27 protein-coding genes are annotated in these 24,490 nt (G+C 38.6%); 18 read left to right on the top strand and 9 right to left on the bottom strand.

Going from position 1 to position 24,490, the window contains the following annotated elements; all coding sequences use genetic code 11:
* Nucleotides 1-478 precede the first annotated feature (478 nt).
* The 3 genes from J2Y67_RS15625 to J2Y67_RS15615 form a co-directional block, all read right to left on the bottom strand.
* Entirely contained in the window at nucleotides 479-868 is a 390-nt protein-coding gene (locus J2Y67_RS15625) for an iron chaperone (RefSeq protein WP_310175610.1), read from the bottom strand.
* Nucleotides 869-1,017: 149 nt separating this feature from the next.
* On the bottom strand, nucleotides 1,018-1,254 hold the full coding sequence (locus tag J2Y67_RS15620; RefSeq protein WP_310175608.1) for a hypothetical protein: 237 nt from the start codon (nucleotides 1,252-1,254) through the stop codon (nucleotides 1,018-1,020).
* A gap of 134 nt (nucleotides 1,255-1,388) precedes the next feature.
* Complete coding sequence (locus tag J2Y67_RS15615; protein ID WP_310175606.1) at nucleotides 1,389-1,679, bottom strand: hypothetical protein; 291 nt, start codon at nucleotides 1,677-1,679, stop codon at nucleotides 1,389-1,391.
* A gap of 149 nt (nucleotides 1,680-1,828) precedes the next feature.
* Between J2Y67_RS15615 and J2Y67_RS15610 the strand changes: the two genes are divergently transcribed.
* A complete protein-coding gene (locus J2Y67_RS15610; protein WP_310175604.1) occupies nucleotides 1,829-2,305 on the top strand; it encodes a GNAT family N-acetyltransferase in 477 nt (158 codons plus the stop codon).
* Nucleotides 2,306-2,364: 59 nt separating this feature from the next.
* On the opposite strand, the gene J2Y67_RS15605 is transcribed toward J2Y67_RS15610, so the two are convergent.
* Complete coding sequence (locus tag J2Y67_RS15605) at nucleotides 2,365-2,541, bottom strand: hypothetical protein (RefSeq protein ID WP_310175601.1); 177 nt, start codon at nucleotides 2,539-2,541, stop codon at nucleotides 2,365-2,367.
* A 275-nt stretch (nucleotides 2,542-2,816) separates the two neighbouring features.
* Between J2Y67_RS15605 and J2Y67_RS15600 the strand changes: the two genes are divergently transcribed.
* The 8 genes from J2Y67_RS15600 (at nucleotide 2,817) to J2Y67_RS15565 (ending at nucleotide 9,005) form a co-directional block, all read left to right on the top strand.
* Nucleotides 2,817-3,044: a sulfurtransferase TusA family protein gene (locus J2Y67_RS15600; RefSeq protein WP_310175599.1), complete on the top strand. Its 228-nt coding sequence runs from the start codon at nucleotides 2,817-2,819 to the stop codon at nucleotides 3,042-3,044.
* A 60-nt stretch (nucleotides 3,045-3,104) separates the two neighbouring features.
* On the top strand, nucleotides 3,105-3,584 hold the full coding sequence (locus tag J2Y67_RS15595) for a DsrE/DsrF/DrsH-like family protein (protein WP_310175597.1): 480 nt from the start codon (nucleotides 3,105-3,107) through the stop codon (nucleotides 3,582-3,584).
* Between the two features lie 50 nt (nucleotides 3,585-3,634).
* Nucleotides 3,635-4,210, top strand: coding sequence for a sulfurtransferase TusA family protein (locus tag J2Y67_RS15590; protein ID WP_310175595.1), 576 nt, complete (start codon nucleotides 3,635-3,637; stop codon nucleotides 4,208-4,210).
* Between the two features lie 54 nt (nucleotides 4,211-4,264).
* The gene (locus J2Y67_RS15585; RefSeq protein ID WP_310175593.1) at nucleotides 4,265-5,392 is read left to right on the top strand and encodes an MBL fold metallo-hydrolase; all 1,128 of its coding nucleotides are present in this window, start codon (nucleotides 4,265-4,267) and stop codon (nucleotides 5,390-5,392) included.
* 96 nt (nucleotides 5,393-5,488) lie between these two features.
* Complete coding sequence (locus J2Y67_RS15580; RefSeq protein WP_310175591.1) at nucleotides 5,489-6,265, top strand: sulfite exporter TauE/SafE family protein; 777 nt, start codon at nucleotides 5,489-5,491, stop codon at nucleotides 6,263-6,265.
* A gap of 143 nt (nucleotides 6,266-6,408) precedes the next feature.
* A complete protein-coding gene (gene cysK / locus J2Y67_RS15575) occupies nucleotides 6,409-7,332 on the top strand; it encodes a cysteine synthase A (RefSeq protein WP_310175589.1) in 924 nt (307 codons plus the stop codon).
* A 204-nt stretch (nucleotides 7,333-7,536) separates the two neighbouring features.
* The gene (locus tag J2Y67_RS15570; RefSeq protein ID WP_310175587.1) at nucleotides 7,537-7,800 is read left to right on the top strand and encodes a metal-sensitive transcriptional regulator; all 264 of its coding nucleotides are present in this window, start codon (nucleotides 7,537-7,539) and stop codon (nucleotides 7,798-7,800) included.
* Between the two features lie 221 nt (nucleotides 7,801-8,021).
* Complete coding sequence (locus tag J2Y67_RS15565; protein ID WP_310175585.1) at nucleotides 8,022-9,005, top strand: hypothetical protein; 984 nt, start codon at nucleotides 8,022-8,024, stop codon at nucleotides 9,003-9,005.
* Between the two features lie 46 nt (nucleotides 9,006-9,051).
* On the opposite strand, the gene J2Y67_RS15560 is transcribed toward J2Y67_RS15565, so the two are convergent.
* A complete protein-coding gene (locus J2Y67_RS15560) occupies nucleotides 9,052-9,726 on the bottom strand; it encodes a potassium channel family protein (RefSeq protein WP_310175583.1) in 675 nt (224 codons plus the stop codon).
* A 296-nt stretch (nucleotides 9,727-10,022) separates the two neighbouring features.
* Here J2Y67_RS15560 and J2Y67_RS15555 point away from each other — a divergent pair, with 296 nt between their 5' ends.
* On the top strand, nucleotides 10,023-11,084 hold the full coding sequence (locus J2Y67_RS15555) for a sulfite oxidase (RefSeq protein WP_310175581.1): 1,062 nt from the start codon (nucleotides 10,023-10,025) through the stop codon (nucleotides 11,082-11,084).
* A gap of 67 nt (nucleotides 11,085-11,151) precedes the next feature.
* Here J2Y67_RS15555 and J2Y67_RS15550 read toward each other — a convergent pair whose 3' ends face one another.
* A complete protein-coding gene (locus tag J2Y67_RS15550) occupies nucleotides 11,152-12,456 on the bottom strand; it encodes an Nramp family divalent metal transporter (protein ID WP_310175579.1) in 1,305 nt (434 codons plus the stop codon).
* Nucleotides 12,457-12,741: 285 nt separating this feature from the next.
* Between J2Y67_RS15550 and coaW the strand changes: the two genes are divergently transcribed.
* Both coaW and selB read left to right on the top strand, forming a co-directional pair.
* Nucleotides 12,742-13,539, top strand: coding sequence for a type II pantothenate kinase (coaW, locus tag J2Y67_RS15545; protein WP_310175577.1), 798 nt, complete (start codon nucleotides 12,742-12,744; stop codon nucleotides 13,537-13,539).
* 70 nt (nucleotides 13,540-13,609) lie between these two features.
* Entirely contained in the window at nucleotides 13,610-15,493 is a 1,884-nt protein-coding gene (gene selB, locus J2Y67_RS15540; RefSeq protein WP_310175575.1) for a selenocysteine-specific translation elongation factor, read from the top strand.
* Nucleotides 15,494-15,535: 42 nt separating this feature from the next.
* Here the strand turns inward: selB and J2Y67_RS15535 are convergent, their stop codons facing one another.
* The gene (locus J2Y67_RS15535) at nucleotides 15,536-16,963 is read right to left on the bottom strand and encodes a TerD family protein (protein ID WP_310175573.1); all 1,428 of its coding nucleotides are present in this window, start codon (nucleotides 16,961-16,963) and stop codon (nucleotides 15,536-15,538) included.
* 289 nt (nucleotides 16,964-17,252) lie between these two features.
* Between J2Y67_RS15535 and hprK the strand changes: the two genes are divergently transcribed.
* From hprK to J2Y67_RS15505, 6 genes are all read left to right on the top strand, one after another.
* Complete coding sequence (gene hprK / locus J2Y67_RS15530; protein ID WP_310175571.1) at nucleotides 17,253-18,176, top strand: HPr(Ser) kinase/phosphatase; 924 nt, start codon at nucleotides 17,253-17,255, stop codon at nucleotides 18,174-18,176.
* Nucleotides 18,177-18,363: 187 nt separating this feature from the next.
* On the top strand, nucleotides 18,364-19,335 hold the full coding sequence (locus J2Y67_RS15525) for an efflux RND transporter periplasmic adaptor subunit (protein ID WP_310175569.1): 972 nt from the start codon (nucleotides 18,364-18,366) through the stop codon (nucleotides 19,333-19,335).
* Nucleotides 19,335-20,045, top strand: a complete 711-nt coding sequence (locus J2Y67_RS15520; protein WP_310175568.1) for an ABC transporter ATP-binding protein — start codon at nucleotides 19,335-19,337, stop codon at nucleotides 20,043-20,045. The genes J2Y67_RS15525 and J2Y67_RS15520 overlap by 1 nt, the downstream gene beginning before the upstream one ends.
* The gene (locus tag J2Y67_RS15515) at nucleotides 20,014-21,186 is read left to right on the top strand and encodes an ABC transporter permease (protein ID WP_310175645.1); all 1,173 of its coding nucleotides are present in this window, start codon (nucleotides 20,014-20,016) and stop codon (nucleotides 21,184-21,186) included. The genes J2Y67_RS15520 and J2Y67_RS15515 overlap by 32 nt, the downstream gene beginning before the upstream one ends.
* 90 nt (nucleotides 21,187-21,276) lie before the next feature.
* A complete protein-coding gene (locus J2Y67_RS15510) occupies nucleotides 21,277-21,948 on the top strand; it encodes a response regulator transcription factor (RefSeq protein ID WP_310175564.1) in 672 nt (223 codons plus the stop codon).
* 12 nt (nucleotides 21,949-21,960) lie between these two features.
* The gene (locus J2Y67_RS15505; protein WP_310175562.1) at nucleotides 21,961-23,217 is read left to right on the top strand and encodes a sensor histidine kinase; all 1,257 of its coding nucleotides are present in this window, start codon (nucleotides 21,961-21,963) and stop codon (nucleotides 23,215-23,217) included.
* Here the strand turns inward: J2Y67_RS15505 and J2Y67_RS15500 are convergent.
* On the bottom strand, nucleotides 23,179-23,403 hold the full coding sequence (locus J2Y67_RS15500) for a hypothetical protein (RefSeq protein WP_310175560.1): 225 nt from the start codon (nucleotides 23,401-23,403) through the stop codon (nucleotides 23,179-23,181). The genes J2Y67_RS15505 and J2Y67_RS15500 overlap by 39 nt on opposite strands.
* A 74-nt stretch (nucleotides 23,404-23,477) precedes the next feature.
* On the bottom strand, nucleotides 23,478-24,347 hold the full coding sequence (locus tag J2Y67_RS15495; protein ID WP_310175558.1) for a cupredoxin domain-containing protein: 870 nt from the start codon (nucleotides 24,345-24,347) through the stop codon (nucleotides 23,478-23,480).
* Nucleotides 24,348-24,490: the final 143 nt, after the last annotated feature.

Genomic DNA, 24,490 nt, shown 5'->3' with positions numbered 1-24,490 from the left:
GGAGCAAGAGAAATGTCCTTCATAAGGCTGATGAAGGACAAAAAGCGTGAAGGGAGCAAGAGAAATGTCCTTCATAAAGCCGATGAAGGACAAAAATTGTGAAGGAAGCCCGGAAAATGTCCTTCATAAAGCCGATGAAGGCCAAAAAGCATAAAGGGATCAAGAGAAATGTCCTTCATAAAGCCGATGAAGGACAAAAAGCGTGAAGGAAGCCCGGAAAATGTCCTTCATAAAGCCGATGAAGGCCAAAAATAGTGAAGGAAGCCCGGAAAATGTCCTTCATAAAGCCGATGAAGGACAAAAAGCGTGAAGGAAGCAAGAGAAATGTCCTTCATAAAGCCGATGAAGGACAAAAAGCATGAAGGAAGCAAGAGAAATGTCCATCATAAGACCGATGAAGGACAAAAAGCATGAAGGAAGCCCGGAGGTAACCAATTATGATGCCACCCACATATTTGAGGGGTGAAATATTATGATATTATTTTTTCTTTTTCAATTTTTCTTCTGCCTTCTTTAAATTCTCAGCCACTCTAAATTTAATGATTTTACTTATTAATTCATATGGAAGCGGGATATCTAAAGGAAACTGTACTGCCCCTTTTGAACTTTTATATTCGGACATTTCATGTTTAAAATTAGCGATTCCACTTGAGGTCGGATAGAAACCAATATGATTTTTGTATGCGGCGAAATGCACCAGATTTCCATATATATAGAAAGTAGGCATTTGATAACTGATTTTTTCTTCTGCGTCAGGTGCTAATTCTTTGATTAATTCCCTTAACGATTGCAGGGTTTTCTGAACATCAAGCGGGAATTGTAAAATATATTCATTAATGGATTTAAACGAAACTTTATTTCCTTCCATGATTTCTCCTTTTAAAATTGAATTATTTTACTATATCCAAGATAATACCAAATTAAAATCTCATGGGTATAGAAATTACTTATTTAATCCTATTTCACAACAAAATGCGAATGTAGTATGAGAAACAACACGAAAAAAACTTGGTTCAATCAACCAAGTTTTTGACGGTGCTTATAAAGAAATATTTTTTCAGCAAAAAAACTGATAATTAGACCAACCATGAGAGGAATCAAGGATCCGGTTGAAAAAGAAAAGCCATTTTCGGTGTTCGTATATTCTGCTTGGAACATTAACCAAGGAATCTCAAAAAAATTGCCAACTAAGTAAAGCAAGCCTGTAGTGAAAAAAAGCGAACTAAAAGCAACAATAAAGCTTTTTAATTTCATATTAATTCCTCCTGCTAATGAATATAATCCTATATTTGTTATTATTATGCAATTTATTTGTCCGATAACAATCTTTTCGTACGAAAGAAAACAGGTAGTTCATTAAGAGACTACCTGTGTTTTGCTGCCCATTATCATTTTTCGCGGTTGCCAGGTTGGTAAGTGCCGTGCCCATGATGGACCCCATATCCTGGATAGTATCCGGTATGCCCGTGATGATAACCATATCCAGGATAATAGCCGCCATGGCCATGATGGTATCCATGCCCAGGATAGTAGCCTCCGTGACCGTGGTGATAACCCTGCCCAGGATAATAGCCTCCGTGACCATGATGATAGCCTGTACCAGGATAATACCCACCATGCCCGTGGTGATAGGCAGAACCTGCATTTCCTCCAAAAGTTCTAGAATTTTGTTTTTCCAAATTTGTTCGCCTCCTTCTTTACTTTCAAATAGTGTATGTATATAAATGGAATTATGAGTGGATGCTTGACCTGCTTTTACATTTAAGAAATCACAGCAAATATTAAAAAGGAATTTTTACTTTAAAATTTTTGAGGAGAATTTAAATATATGATTAAAAAAATTGAGTTTCAGGATAATCGTCTTATAAAAGAATTATTTGAGCTCCAAAGAGCCGCTTATCTGATTGAGGCAGAAATAATTAATTACTACGAGATTCCTCCCCTTAAAGAATCATTTGAGGAATTATTGGAATCGAATGAGGTATTTTTAGGTTATTTTGAAGGGGATGAGTTAGCAGGAGCACTTTCATACGAAATCAAAGGCAATGAACTCAAGATATGCAGAATGATTGTTCATCCCGAGCATTTTCGAAAGGGAGTTGCCCAAAGCTTATTATCTTACTTGGAGGAAGACAAAAATGAAATTACGATTTTTAAAGTTTCAACTGGCAGGGAAAATACACCTGCAAAAAGCTTATATGTAAAAAATGGATTTAAGCTTATTCAGGATATTGAGGTAGTTCCAGGTTTGTTTATTAGCAATTTTGAAAAAAAAATGCAGAACAAAATTTTGGTGTGTGATTAAAATCACTTAAAATCTAAAAAAAATGAAAGGGAGCTGTCTTAGCTCCTTTCATTAAGATTTTAAGAAACCTTATTACTTTCAATATATGTTTCAAAAGCTGGGTGAAATTCTTTTTGATAATGTTGATCCGGACAAGATTTAATCACAATTACTTTAAAAAAATTGGAATTGTGAGTTTCTAATACTTTATGGCATTTAGGACAACGTTCAATGAAAAGTTCTTTTAAAAAACGCATACCCAGTCTCCTATCCGTATAATTCCTATGGTTATACTATGAATTATACAATATTATTGTTACTTTACAAGAAGTATCGAAGAAAGTAAATAAATATTGCAGTTAATATTATACCCATATAGGTATAATATATAATTTGTTCAATCTTGTTTTCCTCATTTCAGGATAGAAATAGAAAGTTAAAGTCGATAAAAAAGGGTTGACACTCTGTTTTATTTTTAATATTATAATACCCGTAGGGGTAATGGTAATAAACAAATAGGAGGAATCGAACTATGAATATAGCAAAAGTATTAGATGCAAAAGGTTTAGCTTGTCCAATGCCAATTGTGAAAACAAAAAAGGCAATAAATGAACTTGAATCTGGTCAAGTTTTAGAAATTCATTCAACAGATAAAGGTGCAAAAAATGACCTAACAGCTTGGGCTAAATCAGGCGGGCATGAGTTATTAAAACACGAAGAGGAAAATAATATTTTAAAATTTTGGATTAAAAAAGCTTAATTTTTTTAAATTTCAAAATACCCATATGGGTATAATTCTAAGCAATCAGGGGGTTACTACATGTCAGAAAAGAAAAAGACGACGATTGTCTTATTTAGTGGAGATTACGATAAGGCAATGGCAGCTTATATTATTGCGAATGGTGCAGCTGCCTATGACCATGAAGTCACGATTTTTCATACATTTTGGGGATTAAACGCCTTGCGTAAAGATGAAAATATTCCGGTGAAAAAAGGATTTATCGAAAAAATGTTTGGAAAAATGATGCCAAGAGGCGCGGATAAAATGGGCCTTTCAAAAATGAATTTTGCCGGATTCGGTCCTAAAATGATCAAAGATATTATGAAAAAGCATAACGCATTGCCTTTACCGCAATTAATCGAAATGGCTCAAGAGCAGGATGTAAAACTAGTAGCATGTACGATGACAATGGATTTGTTAGGACTTAAGGAAGAGGAGCTATTAGAATCAATCGAATATGCAGGAGTTGCTGCATACCTAGCAGATGCAGAAGAAGGGAATGTGAATCTGTTTATCTAAGAAAGATGAGGGACTTTCCCTGCCCGCATAGGTATAAAAGGAGGCTAATGATGAATAACATGAAAGCAAACGTCATTTTAGATGGAAAAGGGTTGGCTTGTCCAATGCCAATTGTGAAAACAAAAAAGGCAATGAATAATCTAGATGCTGGTCAAGTTTTAGAAGTTCAAGCGACAGATAAAGGATCAAAAGCGGATATGAAAGCTTGGTCAGAAAGCACTGGATATCAATATTTAGGAACGATTGAAGAAGGAGAAATTTTAAAGCATTACTTAAGAAAAACATCAAGTGAAGAAACATCCGAAAGAAAACATCCAAATGTGACAAATAATGATGTACTTGAAAAGAAACTTGAAGATAATGAAGATATTGTAGTTCTGGATGTAAGAGAAGGAGCAGAATATGCTTTTACCCATATTCCTAACGCTATTTCCATTCCTTTAGGTGAACTAGAAGAGAGAATCGATGAATTAAATAAAGATAATGAAATCTATGTTATATGTCGCACTGGAAACCGCAGTGATCTTGCAGCCCAAAAATTAACGGAAAAAGGATTTACTAATGTAACCAATATTGTACCGGGCATGAGTCAATGGACCGGTAAAACAACAGGTATCAATAAATAACGGTGGATAAGAATATTTTTTTTAATAGAATAATACCATAGGGGGTAAATGCGAATGACAGTAAATGTAATAACTTCAAAAGAGGTAACGAAAAAGATATTTAATAAAGAAGCGTTGTTTATTCTAGATGTTCGAAATGAAAGTGATTTTCAAGATTGGAAAATCGAAGGAAAAAACTTTGAACATTTAAATATTCCATATTTTGAATTACTTGATGGTGTAGAAGAAATCATTAATAAAATTCCTGCTGATAAAGAAATATTAGTCGTTTGTGCAAAGGAAGGCTCATCCGTTATGGTAGCAGAAATGCTTTCTGAGGCTGGATTAACTGTGTCATACCTTAAAGGTGGAATGAAAGTATGGAGTGAACATTTAGAGCCTGTTAAAGTCGGCAAATTAAATGGTGTAGGTAAAATTTACCAGTTTATCCGAATTGGTAAGGGCTGTTTATCTTATATGGTTGTTTCCAATGGTGAGGCAGCACTAATTGATGCAACACGTATGACAGACATCTATCTAGATTTTGCCGAAAGTATCAACGCAAACATTACTCATGTATTCGATACACACCTTCATGCGGACCATATTTCCGGGGGACGTACAATTGCTGAAAAAACGGGCGCAACCTACTGGCTGCCACCAAAAGACGCAACAGAAGTAACCTTTGATTACCAACCATTAGAAGACGGTAATGATGTAATAATTGGAAATACTACGATTAGTATCCATGCTTTATATTCACCAGGTCATACAATTGGATCTACTTCTTTTGTAGTTGATAAAAAGTACTTACTTTCAGGTGATATTTTATTCATTGATTCAATCGGAAGACCTGACCTTGCAGGTAAGGCTGAAGATTGGGTAGGAGATTTAAGAGTAACTCTTTATAAACGCTATAGAGAATTATCAGGAGGGCTAATCGTGCTTCCTGCTCATTTTATGATTATTGACGAGTTAAACGATGATGGCAGTGTGTCTGAAAAATTAGGTGCACTGTTCGTAAACAATCATGGTCTCAATATTGAAAATGAAAATGAGTTTAGAAAAATGGTTACCGAAAACTTACCGCCACAGCCGAATGCATATCAAGAAATTCGTGAAACAAATATGGGGAAAATAAACCCTGATCTAGATCAACAACGAGAAATGGAAATTGGACCAAACCGCTGTGCAGTTCGATAATTGTGAACAAAATCTTAACAATCGCCTTCTAAAATAAGGTAGCAGAAATGAAGGAAGGACCAATTTAAGGTTCCCTTTTCTAAAAAGGAGGATAACATGGCTATTAGCTTTATCGTCACAATCTTCCTTATTGGTTTACTAGGCTCCTTTATTTCAGGAATGTTAGGAATAGGAGGAGCCATCATTAACTTTCCAATGTTGTTGTATTTCCCAGTTATGCTAGGTGTAGGTCATTTTACTGCACATGAAGTTTCAGGAATTACGGCTATCCAGGTTTTCTTTGCGACAATTGGCGGTGTTTTGGCTTACCGTAAAGGTAGGTTTTTAAATAAAACGCTTATTGCCTACATGGGAATTGGTATTCTAATTGGAAGTTTTATTGGGGGATTCAGCTCTACACATATGCCCGAAAGTGGAATTAATATCGTTTATGGAATTTTAGCATTGATAGCTGTTATTATGATGTTTGTACCAAAAAAAGGAATTGATGATCTTCCTTTAGAAGAAGTCAAATTTAACAAATGGCTCGCAGCACTATTTGCTTTCATTGTAGGAATTGGTGCAGGTATTGTAGGAGCAGGTGGCGCATTCCTGTTAGTACCAATTATGCTGGTAGTTTTAAAAATCCCAACAAGAATGACCATTGCTTCTTCCTTAGCGATTACACTTATTTCATCAATTGGGGCTGTTTCAGGAAAAATCTCAACAGGACAAGTGGAAATATTGCCTTCGGTTATTATGGTTGTTGCCAGTTTAATTGCTTCGCCAATAGGAGCGAATGTTGGGAAAAAAGTTAATACGAAAGTTTTGCAAATCATTATGGGGATTTTAATCTTAGCCACAGCAGTGAAGACTTGGATAACAATTTTATAAAAAATGTTGCCAATATGAAAGTATAAATTTGATAAAAGAAGGGGTGATAGCCTCTTCTTTTTAAAAATCTTCGGTAATTGAATTATTTTGAACAAAAGCTTATAATTCCAATAGAAATAAAATGAATGAAACGGGGGGCTATTATGAAACTACATAATTCTATTCTAGAACTGATTGGTCATACCCCAATCGTGAAGTTAAATCATTTGCCAGACAAGAACGGTGCTTCTGTTTATATTAAGTTGGAATCCTTTAATCCTGGAGGTAGTGTGAAAGACCGTGCTTCTTTTAACATGATAAAGGTAGCAGAACAAGAGGGGAAAATTACTCCTGGAAAAACTGTCATTATTGAGCCAACATCGGGAAATACCGGAATCGGCTTAGCAATGGTTTGTGCCGCTAGGAAATACCGTTGTATCATTACGATGCCGAATAATGCAACAGAAGAGAGAATTAAAATTCTAAAAGCTTATGGTGCAGAGGTGCATTTAACTTCATCAGAACACGGTATGCGTGGAGCGATTGAAGAAGCTTATCGTATTGCGGAAGAGATCCCTGATTATTTTATTCCGATGCAATTTGAAAACAGTGCTAATTCAGATGCCCATCGAGATACAACAGCGATTGAAATCTACGAGGCTTTTCAAGGGTTATTAGATGCCTTTATTTGTACGGCCGGAACAGGCGGAACCGTTACAGGTACCGGTGAAGTGTTAAAAGATAAAATACCAAATCTAAAAATCTACGTGGTCGAGCCGGCTGGGTCGCCCGTTTTATCCGGAGGTCGTCCAGGCCCGCATAAAATCCCTGGTACTGGTCCGGGTTTTATACCAAAGATTTTAAATCAATCCATTTTCGATAAAATTTTATTAATTGAAGATCAAGACGCCCAGAACATTGCGCGTCGTCTAGCTGCTGAGGAAGGAATTTTAGTAGGGGCATCAGGTGCAGCGTCCATTTATTATGCTTTAGAAATTGCCAAGAAACTTCCGCCAGAAGCGAACGTGTTAGGATTGGCGCCAGACACCGGCGAACGTTATTTATCATCTGATTTATTTCCAATTTAAATAAGGAAAATAAGTTTAAAAAATAGCTACTTTGGTAGCTTTTTTTTTAATCAGGTGTAAAAGGAACAAAGATAAAAAAATATTTAATTGACATTATACCCTAACGGGTATATTATTAAGCTTGTCAGAGTTGTTCACACATAACAAACTAATATTGAAGGAAAACTTTTAAAAATAGATATTTAGGTTAAAGGAGGTAGAAACATGGATTATAACGACCAAATCAAAAATAGAGTAAAACGTATTGAAGGACAGATACGAGGAATTTTAAGAATGATGGAAGAAAATAAGGACTGTAAGGAAGTCATTACCCAGTTATCTGCCGCTAGAACTGCGATTGATCGCACAATTGGTGTTATCGTAAGTTCCAATTTAGTGGAGTGCGTTCAAAAAGCAGAAGCTAAGGGTGAAAAAAGCATGGAAGAATTAGTCAAAGAAGCGGTAAATCTATTAGTAAAGAGTCGATAAAAAAGGGTTGCCACCCTCTTTTATTTTAACTATTAATATACCCGTTGGGGTAATTGAGATAAAGAAATGTTATAGTATTCTAAACATGAATCTGGTTTTTTATGGATATACAATAACCCTCACCGCATAAAACCTTTGACAAAAACACTTATTTTTTCTTAAATGTCAAAAAGTTTGGTACAATCAAAGTTATGATGTAAAACAGGAGAGGGAACCTTAGGATGGATGAGTTAAAATTGTATGCCCATTGTCTGCAAGGAGATGTAATTGCTGCTTATGAATATCTCCGTTTAGTTCCAAATAAAAATGCTAAATTTCAAGAACTGGAATGGAAGTATTATCAACGTTTTTTTTGTGAAAATCCGAATGATTGTTTTAAATCCGAGGATGTATGGATCCAAAAGGTTCTTTCTGTCTATTACCAATACTTCAGGTCGGTGTTGACACATAAAAGTGTGATTTATTCAGAAAATCGACTAAGGCGTTCACTATCAGATTTAATTCACGGCCATCATCAAGATGAGGGTTTGGACTGGTTAGAGGAGCGATTATCGGTCCAATTTAAAGAAAAAGGGTTTGAGTTTGTCGGTGGGGTGACACCGCCCTATAGGGGTCCATATATTTGGAAAACAACCACCGAAAAGAAATTTACGGTTGAACTGCCACACCATACACAAGAAGTTACCGTTTATTTTTTATCCGACTTTATTTTACAAAGCTGGGCTCATTATGCTACCTTTGGTGAAAAATTTGCCGGCGGCTGGGCAAAGCCGGATGGACTTTACTATGTAGCCGACCGTCCGGAGCATAAAAAAGAGAATCAGGATTGCGTTGAGTTTCAAATCAGCTATTTGAAACACGAAGCCCAGCATCTCAGTGATTTTTCCCGTTTTCCTCATCTCCAGGCCAAGGATTTGGAATACCGTGCAAAGTTGGTTGAACTGATTTACGAACCAAATTCATTTAGACTGATAAATAAATTTTTTTATGAAAAGAAAAATGATCCGTTCCTGCCTCATTCATATTCCTCTTTAATCATTTTGAAAAGATTATCGAAATGGGTATTTGAAGTAGAAGAGATTCCTAGTTTAGAACAATGGGAGAGTGTTAAATCAAACTCCATTCAGGAATGGGCACGCAGTTTGTTTGAAGAGCATACGGTAAAGATAATGGAAAATGGGGTTCAGACAAGAGGAATCATTTAGAAAAGGACGAGCTTGGGTATCAAATAGCCCAAGCTCGTTCATCGCATTATATGATAAAAAGGGCCTTTTCCGTTTTAGATTCAAATTTCTTTAAAAGCTTCTTTTCACCCAGGACAACAAGCGTATCACCCGGATTAATTTTGTCATCCGGAAGTGGCGAAATGTTCATCTTTCCATCGCTCTTAATGGCAATAACACTTAACTGGTATTTTGCCCGAATATCCAATTCACGAAGGCTTTTTCCCACCATGAAAGGGGAAGCAACGATTTCTTCGATTTTATATTCATCGGATAGTTCAATGAAATCAAGTACATTAGGTGACAATAGATTCTTAGCAATTCGGATGCCAGTTTCCCGTTCAGGTAAAACGACCCGATCTGCTCCGACCTGGGTAAGAACTTTTGCATGGTGATCCGTAACAGCTTTTGCAATTACGTATTTGACACCTAAATCTTTTAAAATCATGACCGTTAAAATACTCGCTTGAATATCGTCGCCAATGGCTACAACGACCACGTCCATGTTGCGAAGTCCTAACTCTTTTATTGTCTTTTCCTCAGTTGTATCTGCAACCACTGCATGTGTTACATGATTGTAATTTTCTTGGATTCGCTTCTCATTTTTATCAATCGCTAAAACTTCTGCTCCTTCTTTGAATAACTCAGCTGAAAGCCCCGATCCAAAGCGTCCCATTCCGATAACTGCAAACTGTTTAGTCATTCGTAAGACCTCTCCCAACAAACATTTAATATTTCTGTCTATTCCATTTTAGGTTCCTGAAGTTTAACTATCAGAGCAAATTCCATCGGTAAAGGTCTATTCCTTCCGATATACAGCATTTAAAGAGTTTAATAGTCTTTGTTTTTTTCATAAACACCTTAAAAATAAAATCTTACTCCCTCTATCAGAATTTGTAAATACTCTAAAGTAAACTCAATAGTTATTTATAGGTCTTCTTTTTTGTGGATTTTTTCATATGAATGAATTAAAAAATTTTATTCTTAGAGAGGAGATTTATGCAAAATTTACAAAAACCAAGTGTGAAACCTTATTTGATCACCAGAACGTTAAACCCTGAGAATCAGGAAACACCGATTCATTTTATCCATAAAGATTTTGTAAGTGACAAACTTTTTTATCGGAGAAATCATTTTTCTTATCCGAATTTTTCCTTTTATTGGTTGATTGTCGATGGACTTGTGAATTTTTCGAGAACCTTTTCTCTACAGGAAATCCAATCGTTACCATCTAAGACAGTAAAGACCGTTCTGGAATGCGCGGGGAATAAGAGAGGGTTTTTTAAACCAAAGGTATTTGGCGAGCAGTGGCAAAAAGGGGCGCTTAGCCAAGGAATTTGGAAGGGTGTCTTACTAAGGACGTTGCTTGGTTTTACGGGTGTAATGGAAACAGCGAGAGAAGTAGTTTTTGAGGGATACGACTTTGGCGAGCGAACAGATTCGAACCAGGTTACCCATTTTAGGAGAAGTTTGCCAATTGAAAAAGCACTCCATCCCGATACAATCATCGCGTATGAGTATAATGGAAAGCCGATTCCGTTTAAGCATGGATTTCCATTAAGGTTAATCGTTCCGGAATGGTATGGTATGGCCTCCGTAAAATGGGTGAAAAGGATAACCGTTGTTGGCCATGAATTTAAAGGTCCTTTTCAGGCGGTTGATTACGTCTATTACCCTAAAAAGGAATCAGATGAGGGCAAATTACCAGTGACAACAATGAAGATAAACTCAACGATTCAACAGCCTTTGGACCGGAAAATTCTGAATACCGGGGATCATATCATCTCAGGAATTTCTTGGACAGGAAATGGATTGGTTACGAAGGTGGAAGTAAGTGTAGACGGAGGGACGAATTGGAGTCCGGTTGATTTCGAGAGGTCACCGGAAAGGTATGTTTGGGTTCGCTGGTCGTATAAGTGGGAAGTGCTTGAAAAAGGAGAGTATACTATTATGTCAAGGGCTGCTGATTCTAAGGGCCAGGTGCAGCCGCCGGAAGCGAAGTGGAACCGGAAGGGGTATGGTTTTAATGCAATCGATGTGATTAGGGTGAAGGTGGAATAATGGACAAAATGAGGGGATTTCTGCAATAAATTAAAAAAGCACACGATGATTCGTGTGCTTTTTCCGACTATCCCAAGAAAGTCTGGACAATCAACCAGCAGTTTAACCCTAATATCACGATAGCAAAGATGGTTGATAGAATTGTAGTGATTGGTTTATTCGTTAATACACCCATTAACTCTTTCTTTTGAGTAAAATAAATCAACGCAATAATCGGACAAGGAAGAACAATACTTAGAACCACCTGACTGATAACAAGTGTTCGGGTTGGGTCAACACCCATAGCAACAATAATAAAGGTTGGAAGCATTGTCACCAATCGGCGAATCCATAATGGAATTGTAAATCCAACAAAACCTTGCATGATGACCTGACCAGCCATCGTTCCCACTACAGAGCTTGAAACACCGGAAGCAAGTAATGAAATTAAGAAAACACTTGCTGCAGCTGAACCAAGCAGCGGTGTTAACGTATGGTAAGCCGTAGTTAAATCTGCAATATGACTATTTCCCGAATTATGAAATACCGATGCCGCCATATACATCATCGCAAGGTTTACAAAACCGGCAAGTGTCATGGCAATCATGATTTCTTTCGTACTAAACTTTTGAATTTTGAGTTTTTCCATATCATTTCGTGGAACAATTCGATTTTGAGTCAAGCTTGAGTGTAAATAGATTGCATGCGGCATGACCGTTGCACCGATTACACCTACAGCCAGAATAATACTTTCCTTGTTACCAAGCCATGGTGTTACACTGTGGTAAGCAATTAGCCCAAGATCAGGTTTTGAAATGACGGTTTCAACTAAATAACATAAGCCGATCAGAACAGCAAATGCGGCAATGAATTTTTCTAACGGACGGAATCCGAATTTCTCTAACATTAAAATTAGATAGGTAACAATACCGACAATAATCGTTGCATATAGCATGGGGATACCGGCAAGTAAATTTAGTGCAAGTGTTGCACCTAAAAATTCAGCAAGGTCGGTAGCCATTGCAGCCAGTTCTGAAACAACCCACATGCCGTAGGTCAGCCATTTCGGCATATGATCACGGCAAACCTCCGGTAGACTTCTCCCCGTAGCAATTCCCAGTTTTGCTGACATATTTTGCAGTAACATGGCCATTAAGTTGGCTAACACGATTACCCATAGCATTTTATAACCAAAGCTCGCACCGCTTTGAATATTAGTGGCAAAATTTCCTGGATCAACATAGGCGATAGAGGCAATGAATGCAGGACCGAGAAACGGAAGCAGTGCACGGATGCCTTTAACCTTTCCATTAATGGCATCTCTTGCGGCTGAGACCGTTCGGCTTTCTGCAGCCCGAGCCCTCTGAATAGCAACTGAATCTGTCTGGCTCATAAGACACCATCCTTTCTTTAAGTTTATTTTTCGTTATACCAAGGTTTGTTCGTTCGTCAATAAAAGTTTCCCTAGTGCAAAATTTCTATATCATCATTATATAAAATTTTGAAAAATTTGTGTACGTTTTTGCTTAAAAAAATACTCAAATTGAAAAAAGGGCATTTAACTAATTAAGGAGCTGGGAAACACCATTAATCTAAGGATTCATAAAAAAGGTGAGAAGGAAATCAATAGTGAATTGTCAAATACATAATGGAAAGCAACACCGAAGGAGTGTTTAGGATGAAGGTAGGAATAGATGCAGGCGGCTCGCTGATTAAGATTGCCTATCAGGAAAAAAATAGAATGCATTATAAAAAGTTTCCGATTACCGAGATGGAAAAAGCGATATCCTGGTTGAAAATAGCCGCACCCAATGCAAAAGCTGCTTTGACCGGTGGAAAAGCCCATATCATTCAACAAAATTTCTATACTGAGGAAGTCATCGTTCCGGAATTTCAAGCAACTTGTGTGGGAGCAAAATTATTTTTACAAGAAGAAGGAAAAAAATCGGAGGACCCCTTTCTATTAGTCAATATTGGGACTGGAACATCGTGGCATATCGTGAGGGGAGAAGAGTTTGAACGGATTCTAGGAAGCGGGATGGGTGGCGGAACCTTTACGGGGCTTGGCTCGCTGTTAACGAATGTCGAGGATTTCTCGGAGTTAACGAAATTGGCAACTGAAGGGGACAGAGGAAAAGTGGACCTGCTAGTTAGAGATATTTACGAATCGGCTCAACCACCGATTGATGGAAATCTGACTGCAGCCAATTTTGCCAAAGGGAAAAAGGTAAAGCACACAGATGCTGATCAAATTGCTGCCATTTCAAATATGATTGTGGAAACGATTGTTTTATTAACGCTTCAGGCCGTGACCATCCATCAGGTAAGGCAGGTGGTCTTTATCGGAAGCACGTTAATCGGAAATCAATCCCTACGCAAGGGACTTGAATTTTACATGAATAGGATTGGTCTCACTGCAGAATTTTTAGAGAAGGGTGAATACTGCGGGGCAGTGGGGGCCTACTTTTCTGTCTAAAAATGTTCGCTTGAACAATTTAACCGTTAAAGCTACAGTAAAGATGAGAACAAAAAAGTAGGTGGCAGGCTTGGAAAAAAGGTATTTTACAATTGGGATGGCGGGGCATATTGATCATGGAAAAACATCTTTAACGAAGGCCCTTACGAATGTCGATACCGACCGATTAAAGGAAGAAAAGGAACGTCAAATCTCGATCGAACTCGGATTTGCACCATTATTTGAAGATGATGAAATACAAATATCAGTCATTGATGTACCAGGGCATGAACGGTTTATCCGGCAAATGATTGCTGGGGTCGCCGGGATTGACCTGGTTGTGCTCGTTGTAGCAGCTGATGAAGGCGTTATGCCGCAAACAAGTGAGCATTTAGAAATCCTCCGTTTTCTAGGAATAAAAAATGGGATTATTGCCATCACCAAAATGGACCGAGTGGAGGAGGAATTCATCGAACTGGTCAAGGATGATATATTAGCTGAACTAGCAGGGACTGTGTTTGAAGAAGCACCGTTCGTTTTGGTTGACAGCCTTTCTAATAAAGGAATTGAGAAAATAAAAGAGCTTATTATTAAAACCTTAAAAGCTAAAGAAATGCGTGATGTCAAAGGGGCTTTTCGGCTGCCGATTGACCAGGTTTTTACGGTAAAAGGACAAGGAACAGTCGTTAGAGGGACCGTTTATGAAGGGACTGTTGAAGAGGGGCAGACTTTAAAAATTATGCCTGCAGGGCTTGAGGTCAAAGCTAGGCAGATTCAGGTTCATCACCAGCCGGCACAAAAAGCCTTTGCCGGTCAAAGGGCAGCCATCAATCTTTCCGGAGTTGCAAAGGAAGACATAGAACGAGGCGATGTCCTTGTATCATCTGAACATTTTATCGTATCAAAAACATTGGATGTGGCGATAAGGGTTGTCGAAGACCTGGAGCATATTGTTAAACAGCGAATGCCCATTAAGCTTCACATTGGAACCTCGGAAGTGATGGGGAGAATTGTCTTTTTTGACCGAAATGTATTGGAAGAGGAAACAGGTGAAATTCTTTGTCAGTTAAGGCTTGAAGAAGAAATTCTCACGAAACGCGGAGACCGCTTTATTCTCCGCAGACCAAGCCCAGCAGAGACGATTGGCGGCGGCTGGGTTATTGACCCACGGGGAGATAAATATAAATTTGGAAATCAGACGATTGAAGAACTTGGGAAGAAAAAAGCAGGTACCCCGAAAGAGCGCATATATGCAGCATTAATGGAAGCAAAAAGTCTGCCAATAACGGAATTGATCAAGCGGACTGCACTTGATCAAGAGACGTTAACCGAACATTTAAAGGATGAAGAATTTATTTTATATAATAGTAAAGAGTTTACGCTGAAAACGCTGATCCATTCAATCGAAGAGGATATCTATGACCGCTTGCAGGACTATCAGCAGAGGTATCCGATGAAATCCGGTTTGAATAAAGCAGAATTACTTCAAACCATGCAAAAACGGCTCCCGAAAACATTACTTGAGTTCGTCCTGGAAAATGGAATCCATAATGGGGTTTTTAACCGAAAAGAACAATTTGTTTCCATCTTGGGTTTTGTACCGCATGTACCGAAAAACTGGCAAAGGCGCACAGAAAATATGCTGGAAGCATTGAAAAATGATGGCTTAAGGGTGCGTAATCTAAAAGATTATTTTGCAGCTGCAGGAATTCCTGAATCACTGGAAGTGGATTTAAAGCGATTCCTTGAAGACGAAAAATGGATTGTTGCATTAGATGATCAAATAGCGTATGCCGGCGAAGTGTTTAACGGAGCTGTGGAAAAACTTCGCAATGGTACCGGATCAGATTTTGAAGTCGGACAAGCAAAAGATATTTTAGACCTTTCTCGAAAATACATGATTCCATTTCTAGAAAAATTAGATTCAATGGGGTTTACGAATCGAGTTGAAAATAAACGTGTTTGGAAGAACTGAAAAAAGCCGTAATCCATCCTCTGGATTGCGGCTTTTAATAGGTTATGAAAGGAATTCTCCCGGATTTAATCCAAGCTCGCGGCAAATATCAGATACCATTTGCTTTTCATTCTGATCAAAATTTCCATCTGCATACCCGATGGCGATACAATATCGGGCAATTAATCTGGCAATTTCCGGCTTAGTCCTTACCTTGCCTAATGCCCGAAATGCCTCGGCACGGCCCATCATATGATCGTGTTCAATCTTCGATACAAATAAATTAAATTTCTGAATGACCTTTTGTGAGTCAAAAACTCGCAATTCCTCACTCTGGTGAACAAACTCAAGCATTTTTTGCCGTTCTGATGCATCAAGATGGCCATCTGCCATCGAAACCAATGCACACGCAGCAACAACGGCCTCTAAAACATCCTGGCTTTTATAGCGAGTAAATAACTCCTGTGCTCTTCTTTTTTGAGTGTTGGCCCATTCTACGTAATCCGTCTGCGAAGGGGACCAGGAGTTTCCACAACTGTTACAGGTAAATTTCAATTGATTTTTTCCAATTAAGCCGCCAAGTAATCCAATGGGTCCAAGGATGAGCCCGCCAATCGCCGCTTTCCCGAGCCCAAACCCTTTTTGCCCTGTACGAACATTGGATGAATGGCAGCGCGGGCAGATAATTTCCTCCCCGCTATAGGTTGAATGAGTACTTGGTGCCTGAGGATAGGCTTGCGCCGCAGGGTATCCATAGGCAGGCTGCTGATATGCCTGATTCGACTGCGGATAAGATGTAACAGATGGCTGGCTAGGCTGAAAGGATTGATATTGATTTTGTTGGTACGAATGTTGACTTAGTGGGCTTTGTTGATTATTAGGCTGTTGATCAGCAGACGGTGTAGGTGCAGGAACATCATCAACGGTTACTCCGAAATTTTTACAAAGTGCTGCCAATCCGCCTTGAAAGCCGCTGGCGATTGCATTGAACTTCCATTCGCCATTGTGCCGGTATAATTCCGCCGCCACAATTGCTGTTTCTACTGTAAAATCCCGGCCAAGATTAAAACGAAGCAATTCTTCATTGGTTTGTTCATTAAAGATTCTTACATAGGAATCGGAAATTTGTCCAAAATTTTGCCGTTTCACTTGAGCATCGTGAATCGTAATCGTGAAAGCAATCCGGTGAATAGAACCAGGGACGTTTTTTAAATTGATCTTAATTTGTTCATCATCTCGAATCCCGGAACCGACACGGTTATCCCCACTATATAGAATGGATCCGTTTCCCCCGGAAGGATGGTTATAAAAAACAAAATCCAAATCATTTTGCACCATTCCGTTTTGCCCGAGCAGGAACGCAGAAGCATCCAGGTCAAAATTCGAGCCCATGTTACTAATATTCCAGCCTAATCCTACTACAACATTTTCAAGACCCGGGTGAGATTTGGTTAAATCTACTTTTTGCCCCTTACTAAGTGTAACACCCACAACCTTCACTCCAATCAATATATTTTTTATTGCAAAACGATATATGTAAGTCGAAAATCTATTTCATTAAACAGTACGAAAAATCAGTTGAAAGGTTTCAGTTTTTTCATTATAAGCCAAAAGAATACAAAGAGAAAATTTAAAAACGGAAGGTCTCTTTGATAAACTGGTGCTTTTTAAGCGTTTAGTGTACAATTTTTTGAAAATATACAAAAAGGACCATTGTATTTGTCCTATGTATAGGTAAAATCGAAATTAAGAGTGTAAAAGGAATGGAGAGTCAATAGATGTGAAAATATTAACGGTAGAAAATTTAGTTCAAAAATTTTCATTGAAAGTATTAACTGGTGAAGATCAATTACAACAACCAATTAGGCAATCAAGGTCGCATCGTCCGGGATTGGAATTCGTCGGCCACTTTGATTTTTTTCCAACAGAACGTGTTCAAATACTGGGTAGAAAAGAAGTTAATTATTTGCATAAGTTAAGGATTGAGGAACGTCAGATGCGTATTGGGAATATCGTCAAATACCATCCTCCTTGCTTTATTGTTACCGCCGGGGATGAAGGGCTAACTTATTTAAGGAAGTCATGTATAGAAGAGGGAATCCCGTTATTATGTACAAAGACACCCGGAACAACCTCTGAATTTATTACTGAACTAGATGCTTATATGGTAAAAGAATTAGCCCCGGAAATCGCCGTCCACGGGGTCTGTATCAATGTGTTTGGTATGGGCATTTTACTTCGGGGAAAATCTGGTGTCGGCAAAAGTGAAATTGCTCACACATTGATTGGCAGAGGTCACAAGCTAGTGGCTGATGATCTCGTTGTGTTGAAAAAGCTCAGTCCACGTACGATTCTCGGGACTCATGATGGAAAAACAAAGGAATTTCTTGCCTTACGAAGTGTCGGGCTGTTGAATGTAGTCCGTGTTTACGGAATAAAAGCTTTTCAGGAAGAAACGAGGATTGCGCTTGATATTGAACTGACAAAATGGCAGAAAAATTCACTTCATAATGAATTAGATCACGAACCTGAATTTACAGAATATATGGGCGTTCCAATTCCTCATATTGAGATACAGCTCCAGCCTGGACGTGATGTGGCAGGTTTAATTGAAGCTGCGGCAAATAACTGGCTATTGAAGCGGCAAGGATACAATGCAGCAGAAGAGTTTATGAGGCGGTTAGAAACCGATTCTAATTGGTAATAATTGTTCTTTAGATTACTGTCATATTCTATGGCAGTATTTTTTTTTAGAGATTGATAGGTAAAAAGCGATCAAAGCTCATACATTGGTTAAATTTTAAGGAAAAGTTAAGAATTAAATTCAATAATAGGCTTATTCCAAATGATCAGCGTCCCGATGTGGACGATTAGAAAAGGAGTAAGTATGCATGAAAAAAGGAATTGTTATCGTTCTTTGTGTTCTAGTAGTAGGTTTTGTAGGATTTCAGATGTATAACTCAAGAACAAGTGCGCAGGAAGTAACTACTCAAGTTCGGACAGCTGTTGTTCAAAAAGGTAAAATGGAAGTGAAAATCAGCGGTTCAGGTACAGTTCAGCCGGTAACATCTGAGGATATTAAATCTCCGATTAACAACAATGAAATCGATGAAGTGTTAGTATCAACAGGTGAATCGGTCAAAAAAGGGGAAGCATTGATTACTTTCACAGACGGAAGTGATCCCATTACAGCACCTGCTTCCGGCGAAATCACATCCCTTTCCGTCCAGGCAGGGCAGCGTGTGACCAACGGACAAGTTGTCGCCCACCTCACAAACTATAAAAATTTACAAACCGTTGTGCAAATTGACGAACTTGATATTCCGAAAGTGAAGAAAGATCAAGCGGTCAGCATAAAGGTCAATGCCTATCCGGATCAAACCTACAATGGAAAGGTAACAGCCATTGCGGATGAAGGAACTTCGACAAATGGTGTATCCACGTTTGATGTAACCATTCATATTACGACGCCAAGTAATCTAAAAGTAGGTATGAGTACGGAAGCAAACATTCTAACAGCAAACAAGAAGGATGCCATTTTTGTTCCAATTGATGCTGTCCATACAATGAATAATCAAAAATATGTAATGGTACAGAATGGAAACACAGATACAGCTGGTTCTCAGCAAAAAATAGTTAAAACGGGTTTAGCCAATGAAGATTATGTGGAAATTACCCAAGGTTTAACTGCGGGAGAAATTGTTAAATTACCGCAGCTTGCGCAAAATTCTTCTTCTACTACCGGAATGAATCGCCGTATGATGCAAGGCAGCTTTGGCGGCGGTATGGGCGGTTTTGGAAACGGAGGCGGTTTTAACCGAAATGGCGGTGGACAAGGTTTTAGCGGAAGGACTGGTAATTAATGAAAAAACCGATTATCCAAATCAGTCATCTCATGAAAACTTATAAGCTTGGCGGAGAAACTGTTCATGCCCTCAATGATGTTTCCCTTGAAATTAATCAGGGAGAATTTTTAGCCATCATTGGTCCGTCTGGATCAGGAAAATCAACGCTCATGAATATGATTGGCTGTCTCGACAGACCTGAATCTGGAACCTATCTACTGGATGGGAAAGACATTGGCAAAATGAATGATAACCAGCTGGCAGTCATCCGTAATGAAAAAATAGGGTTTATTTTTCAAAATTTTAATCTCTTAACGAAATTAACTGCAAATGAAAATGTTGAATTGCCTCTGCTTTATCGCGGTGTATCTGCAAAAGAGCGCAGGGAGAAAGCATTGGAAAGCCTTAAGAAGGTAGGATTGTTGGAAAGGTCAGGACATTTACCATCACAGCTATCAGGCGGCCAGCAGCAAAGGGTGGCGATTGCCAGGGCCCTTGCCGGTACCCCCTCAATCCTACTAGCAGATGAACCTACAGGTGCATTGGATAGCAAAACAAGTAAAGAAATTATTACAGTGATGAAGGAATTAAATGAAGTCGGTCACACGATTATATTAATTACCCATGACCTGGCAATCGCCAAACAGGCAAAAAGAATGGTCAGCATACAAGACGGGCAGCTTTTTGAGAATGGGGGTGAGCTGCTTGGGCATTTACCAATCTATTAAAATGTCGCTTCGCAGCATTAAAAGTAATAAACTCCGTTCTGTTTTAACGATGCTGGGGATTATTATCGGTGTTTCATCCGTGATCATATTGGTCTCGATTGCACAAGGTTCTGCGAAAAATGTCACAAGCAGTATCAATCAGCTGGGGACCAATTTGTTGACCATCAATACATTTGGAACAGATTTATCGTTAACAGTGGATAAAATTGATCAATTAAGCAAATTAAATGGAGTAAAAGCCATTTCCCCGGTCGTTTCGGGACGTGTTAATGTGAAAAAGGACCAGATCAATTCACAAGTTAGCTTAACTGCCACTAATGACACCTATTCCTCTGTTCGGGATGCAAAGGTGACTCAAGGCCGCTTCATAAATGATTTGGATATTGAATATCGACAGAAAATTGCTGTCTTAGGATCAGAAACAGCTTCAACCTTTTTTGGTGTAGACAACCCAGTCGGCCAATATATCCAAGTAGATGGCACTTCTTTTAAAGTGGTAGGAGTTTTAGCCTCAAAAGGAAGTTCTTTAGGTCAAAGCGGCGATAATGTAATTATTGTTCCGTTAAGTACAGGACAACGCTTAGTGAAAAGTACGACTATAAACCAAGTATATTTACAAGGAAAAAGCCAAGACCAAATGGATTTTGTTATGAATGAAGTGGAGCGGAAGATGGCCAGCTTGTATCCTAATAAAAGTGATTCTTATAGTGTTACTAATCAGCAAGATGTCATGGACACATTGAGCTCAGTCTCCAATACGATGACAATGATGCTGGGGGGAATTGCAAGCATTTCCTTGTTGGTTGGTGGTATTGGAATCATGAATATCATGCTTGTTTCTGTTTCAGAGCGAACAAAGGAAATTGGAATCCGAAAAGCGATTGGTGCAAAACGGCGCGATGTCCTCCTGCAATTTTTAATCGAGGCTGTGGTTTTAAGTTCAATGGGAGGAATCCTTGGAATTCTTGCCGGAGTGGGACTTGGAAAAATCATCGCTTCGTTCATGAGCTTAACGATTTCGTATTCGTCTTCTGTTATCGTGCTGTCTTTCTTTTTTTCGCTATTAGTTGGCGTTGTTTTTGGTGTATTCCCGGCCAATAAAGCATCAAAATTGAGCCCAATTCAAGCACTTCGCTTTTGAATAATGAAAAACAGGAGCGATCGTATATTGCGGTCGCTTTTTTTCGATATAATAATAGCTAGTCCATTTTCTAAAAAAGGAGCGCAAAATATGCGTTTATTAGTTGTTGAAGATAATCTTTCCTTACTTGAGTCCATTGTTGAACTGTTATCAGATGAATTCGAAGTAGATCAGGCGTCAAATGGTGAGGATGCCTTGTTTTTAGCGATGCAGAATATTCATGATGCAATCGTTTTAGATGTGATGATACCGGAAATCGATGGTTTCGAAGTTCTTCAAACCATACGCAAAGAAGGGTTAAAGACTCCGGTTCTTTTTCTAACTGCTAGGGATTCCTTAGAGGACCGTGTACAAGGATTAGACAGCGGCGGTGATGACTATTTAGTTAAACCGTTTCAAGCTGCGGAGTTAAAAGCAAGAATTCGTGCTTTGTTACGGAGAAGTGGAAGTCTAACCACCAATCAAACGATTCAATATCGGGGCATCGAATTGTTGGGAAAAGAAAGGGATATTCTAGTCGAAGGTGAACCAGTTAAGTTAACAACCAAGCAATATGATTTATTAGAATATATGATACAGAATAAGGGTGCAATTTTAACAAAAGAACAAATTTACGACCGGGTGTGGGGCTTTGATTCGGATACAACGATTGCCATTGTAGAGGTATTTATGCACCATCTCCGTAAAAAACTTGAGCCGTTTGGCTACCATTCCGATATCAAAACGATCCGCGGCGTCGGCTACATGCTGAACGAGAAGTAAAGGGGACTGCGAATGTTTCGGCAAACACATATAAGGCTAACACTGTTAAATTCGTTAGTATTTATTGTTTTAATCAGCATTCTGGGAGGCATCATTTATTTTTATACAGAAGAAGAATTATATCAGGATGTCAATCATTCCCTGCTGGAATCAGTCAATCATTTGCAAAATGATCAGACCCAGCAAGACCAAGACCCTGATGGTGACAAAGGTACGAAATTTATGCACCGGGATCCGCGGATTATGACGTTAATATGGGATGAAAACAATCATCTCTTAACCGACCAAAATCGGGAATCAGTGCTTTTTCAAGACAATGAAAAGTTCATCCGTCCGAAAAAATTGAATTCCTTGCAGGATGCGAATGTCGAGAATTTTTCCTATCGCTATATTGCCACAAAAATCGATGTACCGCTTTTAGGTAAAGTGACCGTACAAGTGATTCGCAATACTAATTCAGAGAAGGAATTATTGGACCGCCTTCTTTTAATTATGCTGATTGGTTGTGGGATTGGGGTGATTTGTGCGGTCGGTATAGGGTATTTCCTTGCTGGAAAGGCACTGGTTCCTATCAAAAATGCCTGGCAAAAACAGCAGGGATTTGTTTCAGATGCTTCTCACGAATTAAGAACGCCGCTCGCGGTCATTCAAGCGAAAACAGATTTGCTTTTTCGCTCGCCAGCAGCAACCATTCAGGAAAAAGTTGTCGATATATCCGCCATCTCGACGGAATCGAGGAGACTTTCGAAGCTTGTCGCCAATTTATTAACCTTGGCAAGGTCTGATTCTAATCAAATTGAAATTAAAAAACAAAGTTTTCGCTTAGACGAGTTATTAAAAGAAATTTACCAGCATTATGAAGAATTCGCTTCTTATCAAGGGAAGAGCATACAATTGGATGCCTCGGAACTCGTTCAATTTTTCGGCGATAAAGAGAGAATTCATCAGCTAATTGTCATTTTATTGGATAATGCCATTAAATATACGAATGAAGGTGGCGAGATTCAGCTGTCCTGTCAGCAAAGCCATTCTTCGATTATCCTCCAAGTAAAAGATAATGGAATCGGGATTCCCGAGGCAGATATCCCGAAAATCTTTGATCGTTTTTACCAAAGCGATAAAGCACGGACATCCGCCGAAGGTACAGGTTTGGGCTTGTCGATTGCAAAATGGATCATTGAAAAGCATCATGGAAAGACAAAAGTACAAAGCAATGTTGGAAAAGGAACGTCAATTGAAATTATTTTTCCAAGAACCCAGAAGAGTTGATTTGGGTTCTTTTTTCTTCAATTTGTGCCTTTTTCCAATTCTTCTAATCAGATAAACTCCAGCGATTAAAGCTAATAAATTCAATGAATCTCCAAAGTTTAATGTCAAGCTGAACTGATTATTCACTCTTACATCATTTTTTCTAGTTTGTGTCGCTGGTGATATTTCCTTCGCTTTATTCGTCATTAAATCCACCTTCCAATAAACCAAATATATTTAAATAGATATGAAAAATGGCTTGGTTTCATGACCAAGCCACATTATTTCACCATTACAGTCCCTTTAAACATCCCCATTCCGCAGCTAAAGGTGTATTCACCTGTTTTTGTCGGGGTAAAGGAGAGAGTGGTCGTTCCAACTTTTAAATTAACCTTGTTAATATTAAACTCGCGTATTGTGAAAGTAGATAAGCAGCTATTTTCTAATGGATTATCAATGATGAGTTTGACGGGTACTCCTTTTTTCACAGTGATGACGTTTGGGGTGTAGCCTTGTGCAGTGACATTCATGTGAATCTTTGGTGTTTGCTCCATTGAAACATCGACTTCCTCTTGTGTGACAGTCGCATTATTTTGGGCGTAGGCATTCTCACCAGGTATTTTTATATAATCACTTCCGTACATAAATAAAAACAATGTAACAGCAACAACACCTGCTGAAAATATCGCAAAAGGAGATATTGCTTGGGTATCAACTGAAAACCTTTTATTTGTTTCCACCAAAACAAATATAACGACAAGCCCCATGATGATAATATATAAACCTAGTAAAATAGCAAGCATGATAAACGGATTTTCAAACTGAAGCATGACACCAAGCATTGCCCCCATCAGACCACTCATTAAGCCAGCAAGTACCCCGTCAAGAATCGCCATCAATCCAATTGGCTGCCCAGCAAGGAAACCAATAAAGAATCCTATAATCATACTGACGCCGCTGGAAAGGAACATATCACCCGAATAGATGCCAATTAAATATCCGGATAGGAGTCCGGTCATCATCGCCACGACCATGGCAATCATCATGCCAGACACACAGGTAATTTTCTTTTTCTCACGGTGAATCAGATAAAGACAATATCCTGTCATGATGCATACAAGAGCAGTGGTGAACATGGATAAAATATTCATATGTAGTTCTCCTCATATTGAGATAGGATGAAAAATAAAACAATATAAGAGTATTATAAAGGGAAAAATGGAAATGGATTTTTTACATAACTGAAAGTTTCATGAACATTGGACAATAAAAAAGACGCGTGAACACGTCTGGC

It is taken from the genome of Neobacillus niacini, from assembly GCF_031456445.1.
GTDB classification, from domain to species: Bacteria; Bacillota; Bacilli; order Bacillales; family Cytobacillaceae; genus Neobacillus; species Neobacillus niacini_I.
Note: the sequence above shows the minus strand (reverse complement) of the source record. Positions and strands in the feature narration are given on the sequence as shown.

Excerpts from the sequence above, each read along its gene's own strand:
- J2Y67_RS15625 (WP_310175610.1), bottom strand. The coding sequence starts at position 868 with ATGGAAGGAAATAAAGTTTCGTTTAAATCCATTAATGAATATATTTTA.
- J2Y67_RS15620 (WP_310175608.1), bottom strand. The coding sequence starts at position 1,254 with ATGAAATTAAAAAGCTTTATTGTTGCTTTTAGTTCGCTTTTTTTCACT.
- J2Y67_RS15610 (WP_310175604.1), top strand. The coding sequence starts at position 1,829 with ATGATTAAAAAAATTGAGTTTCAGGATAATCGTCTTATAAAAGAATTA.
- J2Y67_RS15605 (WP_310175601.1), bottom strand. The coding sequence starts at position 2,541 with ATGCGTTTTTTAAAAGAACTTTTCATTGAACGTTGTCCTAAATGCCAT.
- J2Y67_RS15600 (WP_310175599.1), top strand. The coding sequence starts at position 2,817 with ATGAATATAGCAAAAGTATTAGATGCAAAAGGTTTAGCTTGTCCAATG.
- J2Y67_RS15595 (WP_310175597.1), top strand. The coding sequence starts at position 3,105 with ATGTCAGAAAAGAAAAAGACGACGATTGTCTTATTTAGTGGAGATTAC.
- J2Y67_RS15590 (WP_310175595.1), top strand. The coding sequence starts at position 3,635 with ATGAATAACATGAAAGCAAACGTCATTTTAGATGGAAAAGGGTTGGCT.
- J2Y67_RS15585 (WP_310175593.1), top strand. The coding sequence starts at position 4,265 with ATGACAGTAAATGTAATAACTTCAAAAGAGGTAACGAAAAAGATATTT.
- J2Y67_RS15580 (WP_310175591.1), top strand. The coding sequence starts at position 5,489 with ATGGCTATTAGCTTTATCGTCACAATCTTCCTTATTGGTTTACTAGGC.
- cysK (WP_310175589.1), top strand. The coding sequence starts at position 6,409 with ATGAAACTACATAATTCTATTCTAGAACTGATTGGTCATACCCCAATC.
- J2Y67_RS15570 (WP_310175587.1), top strand. The coding sequence starts at position 7,537 with ATGGATTATAACGACCAAATCAAAAATAGAGTAAAACGTATTGAAGGA.
- J2Y67_RS15565 (WP_310175585.1), top strand. The coding sequence starts at position 8,022 with ATGGATGAGTTAAAATTGTATGCCCATTGTCTGCAAGGAGATGTAATT.
- J2Y67_RS15560 (WP_310175583.1), bottom strand. The coding sequence starts at position 9,726 with ATGACTAAACAGTTTGCAGTTATCGGAATGGGACGCTTTGGATCGGGG.
- J2Y67_RS15555 (WP_310175581.1), top strand. The coding sequence starts at position 10,023 with ATGCAAAATTTACAAAAACCAAGTGTGAAACCTTATTTGATCACCAGA.
- J2Y67_RS15550 (WP_310175579.1), bottom strand. The coding sequence starts at position 12,456 with ATGAGCCAGACAGATTCAGTTGCTATTCAGAGGGCTCGGGCTGCAGAA.
- coaW (WP_310175577.1), top strand. The coding sequence starts at position 12,742 with ATGAAGGTAGGAATAGATGCAGGCGGCTCGCTGATTAAGATTGCCTAT.
- J2Y67_RS15525 (WP_310175569.1), top strand. The coding sequence starts at position 18,364 with ATGAAAAAAGGAATTGTTATCGTTCTTTGTGTTCTAGTAGTAGGTTTT.
- J2Y67_RS15520 (WP_310175568.1), top strand. The coding sequence starts at position 19,335 with ATGAAAAAACCGATTATCCAAATCAGTCATCTCATGAAAACTTATAAG.
- J2Y67_RS15510 (WP_310175564.1), top strand. The coding sequence starts at position 21,277 with ATGCGTTTATTAGTTGTTGAAGATAATCTTTCCTTACTTGAGTCCATT.
- J2Y67_RS15505 (WP_310175562.1), top strand. The coding sequence starts at position 21,961 with ATGTTTCGGCAAACACATATAAGGCTAACACTGTTAAATTCGTTAGTA.
- J2Y67_RS15500 (WP_310175560.1), bottom strand. The coding sequence starts at position 23,403 with ATGACGAATAAAGCGAAGGAAATATCACCAGCGACACAAACTAGAAAA.
- J2Y67_RS15495 (WP_310175558.1), bottom strand. The coding sequence starts at position 24,347 with ATGAATATTTTATCCATGTTCACCACTGCTCTTGTATGCATCATGACA.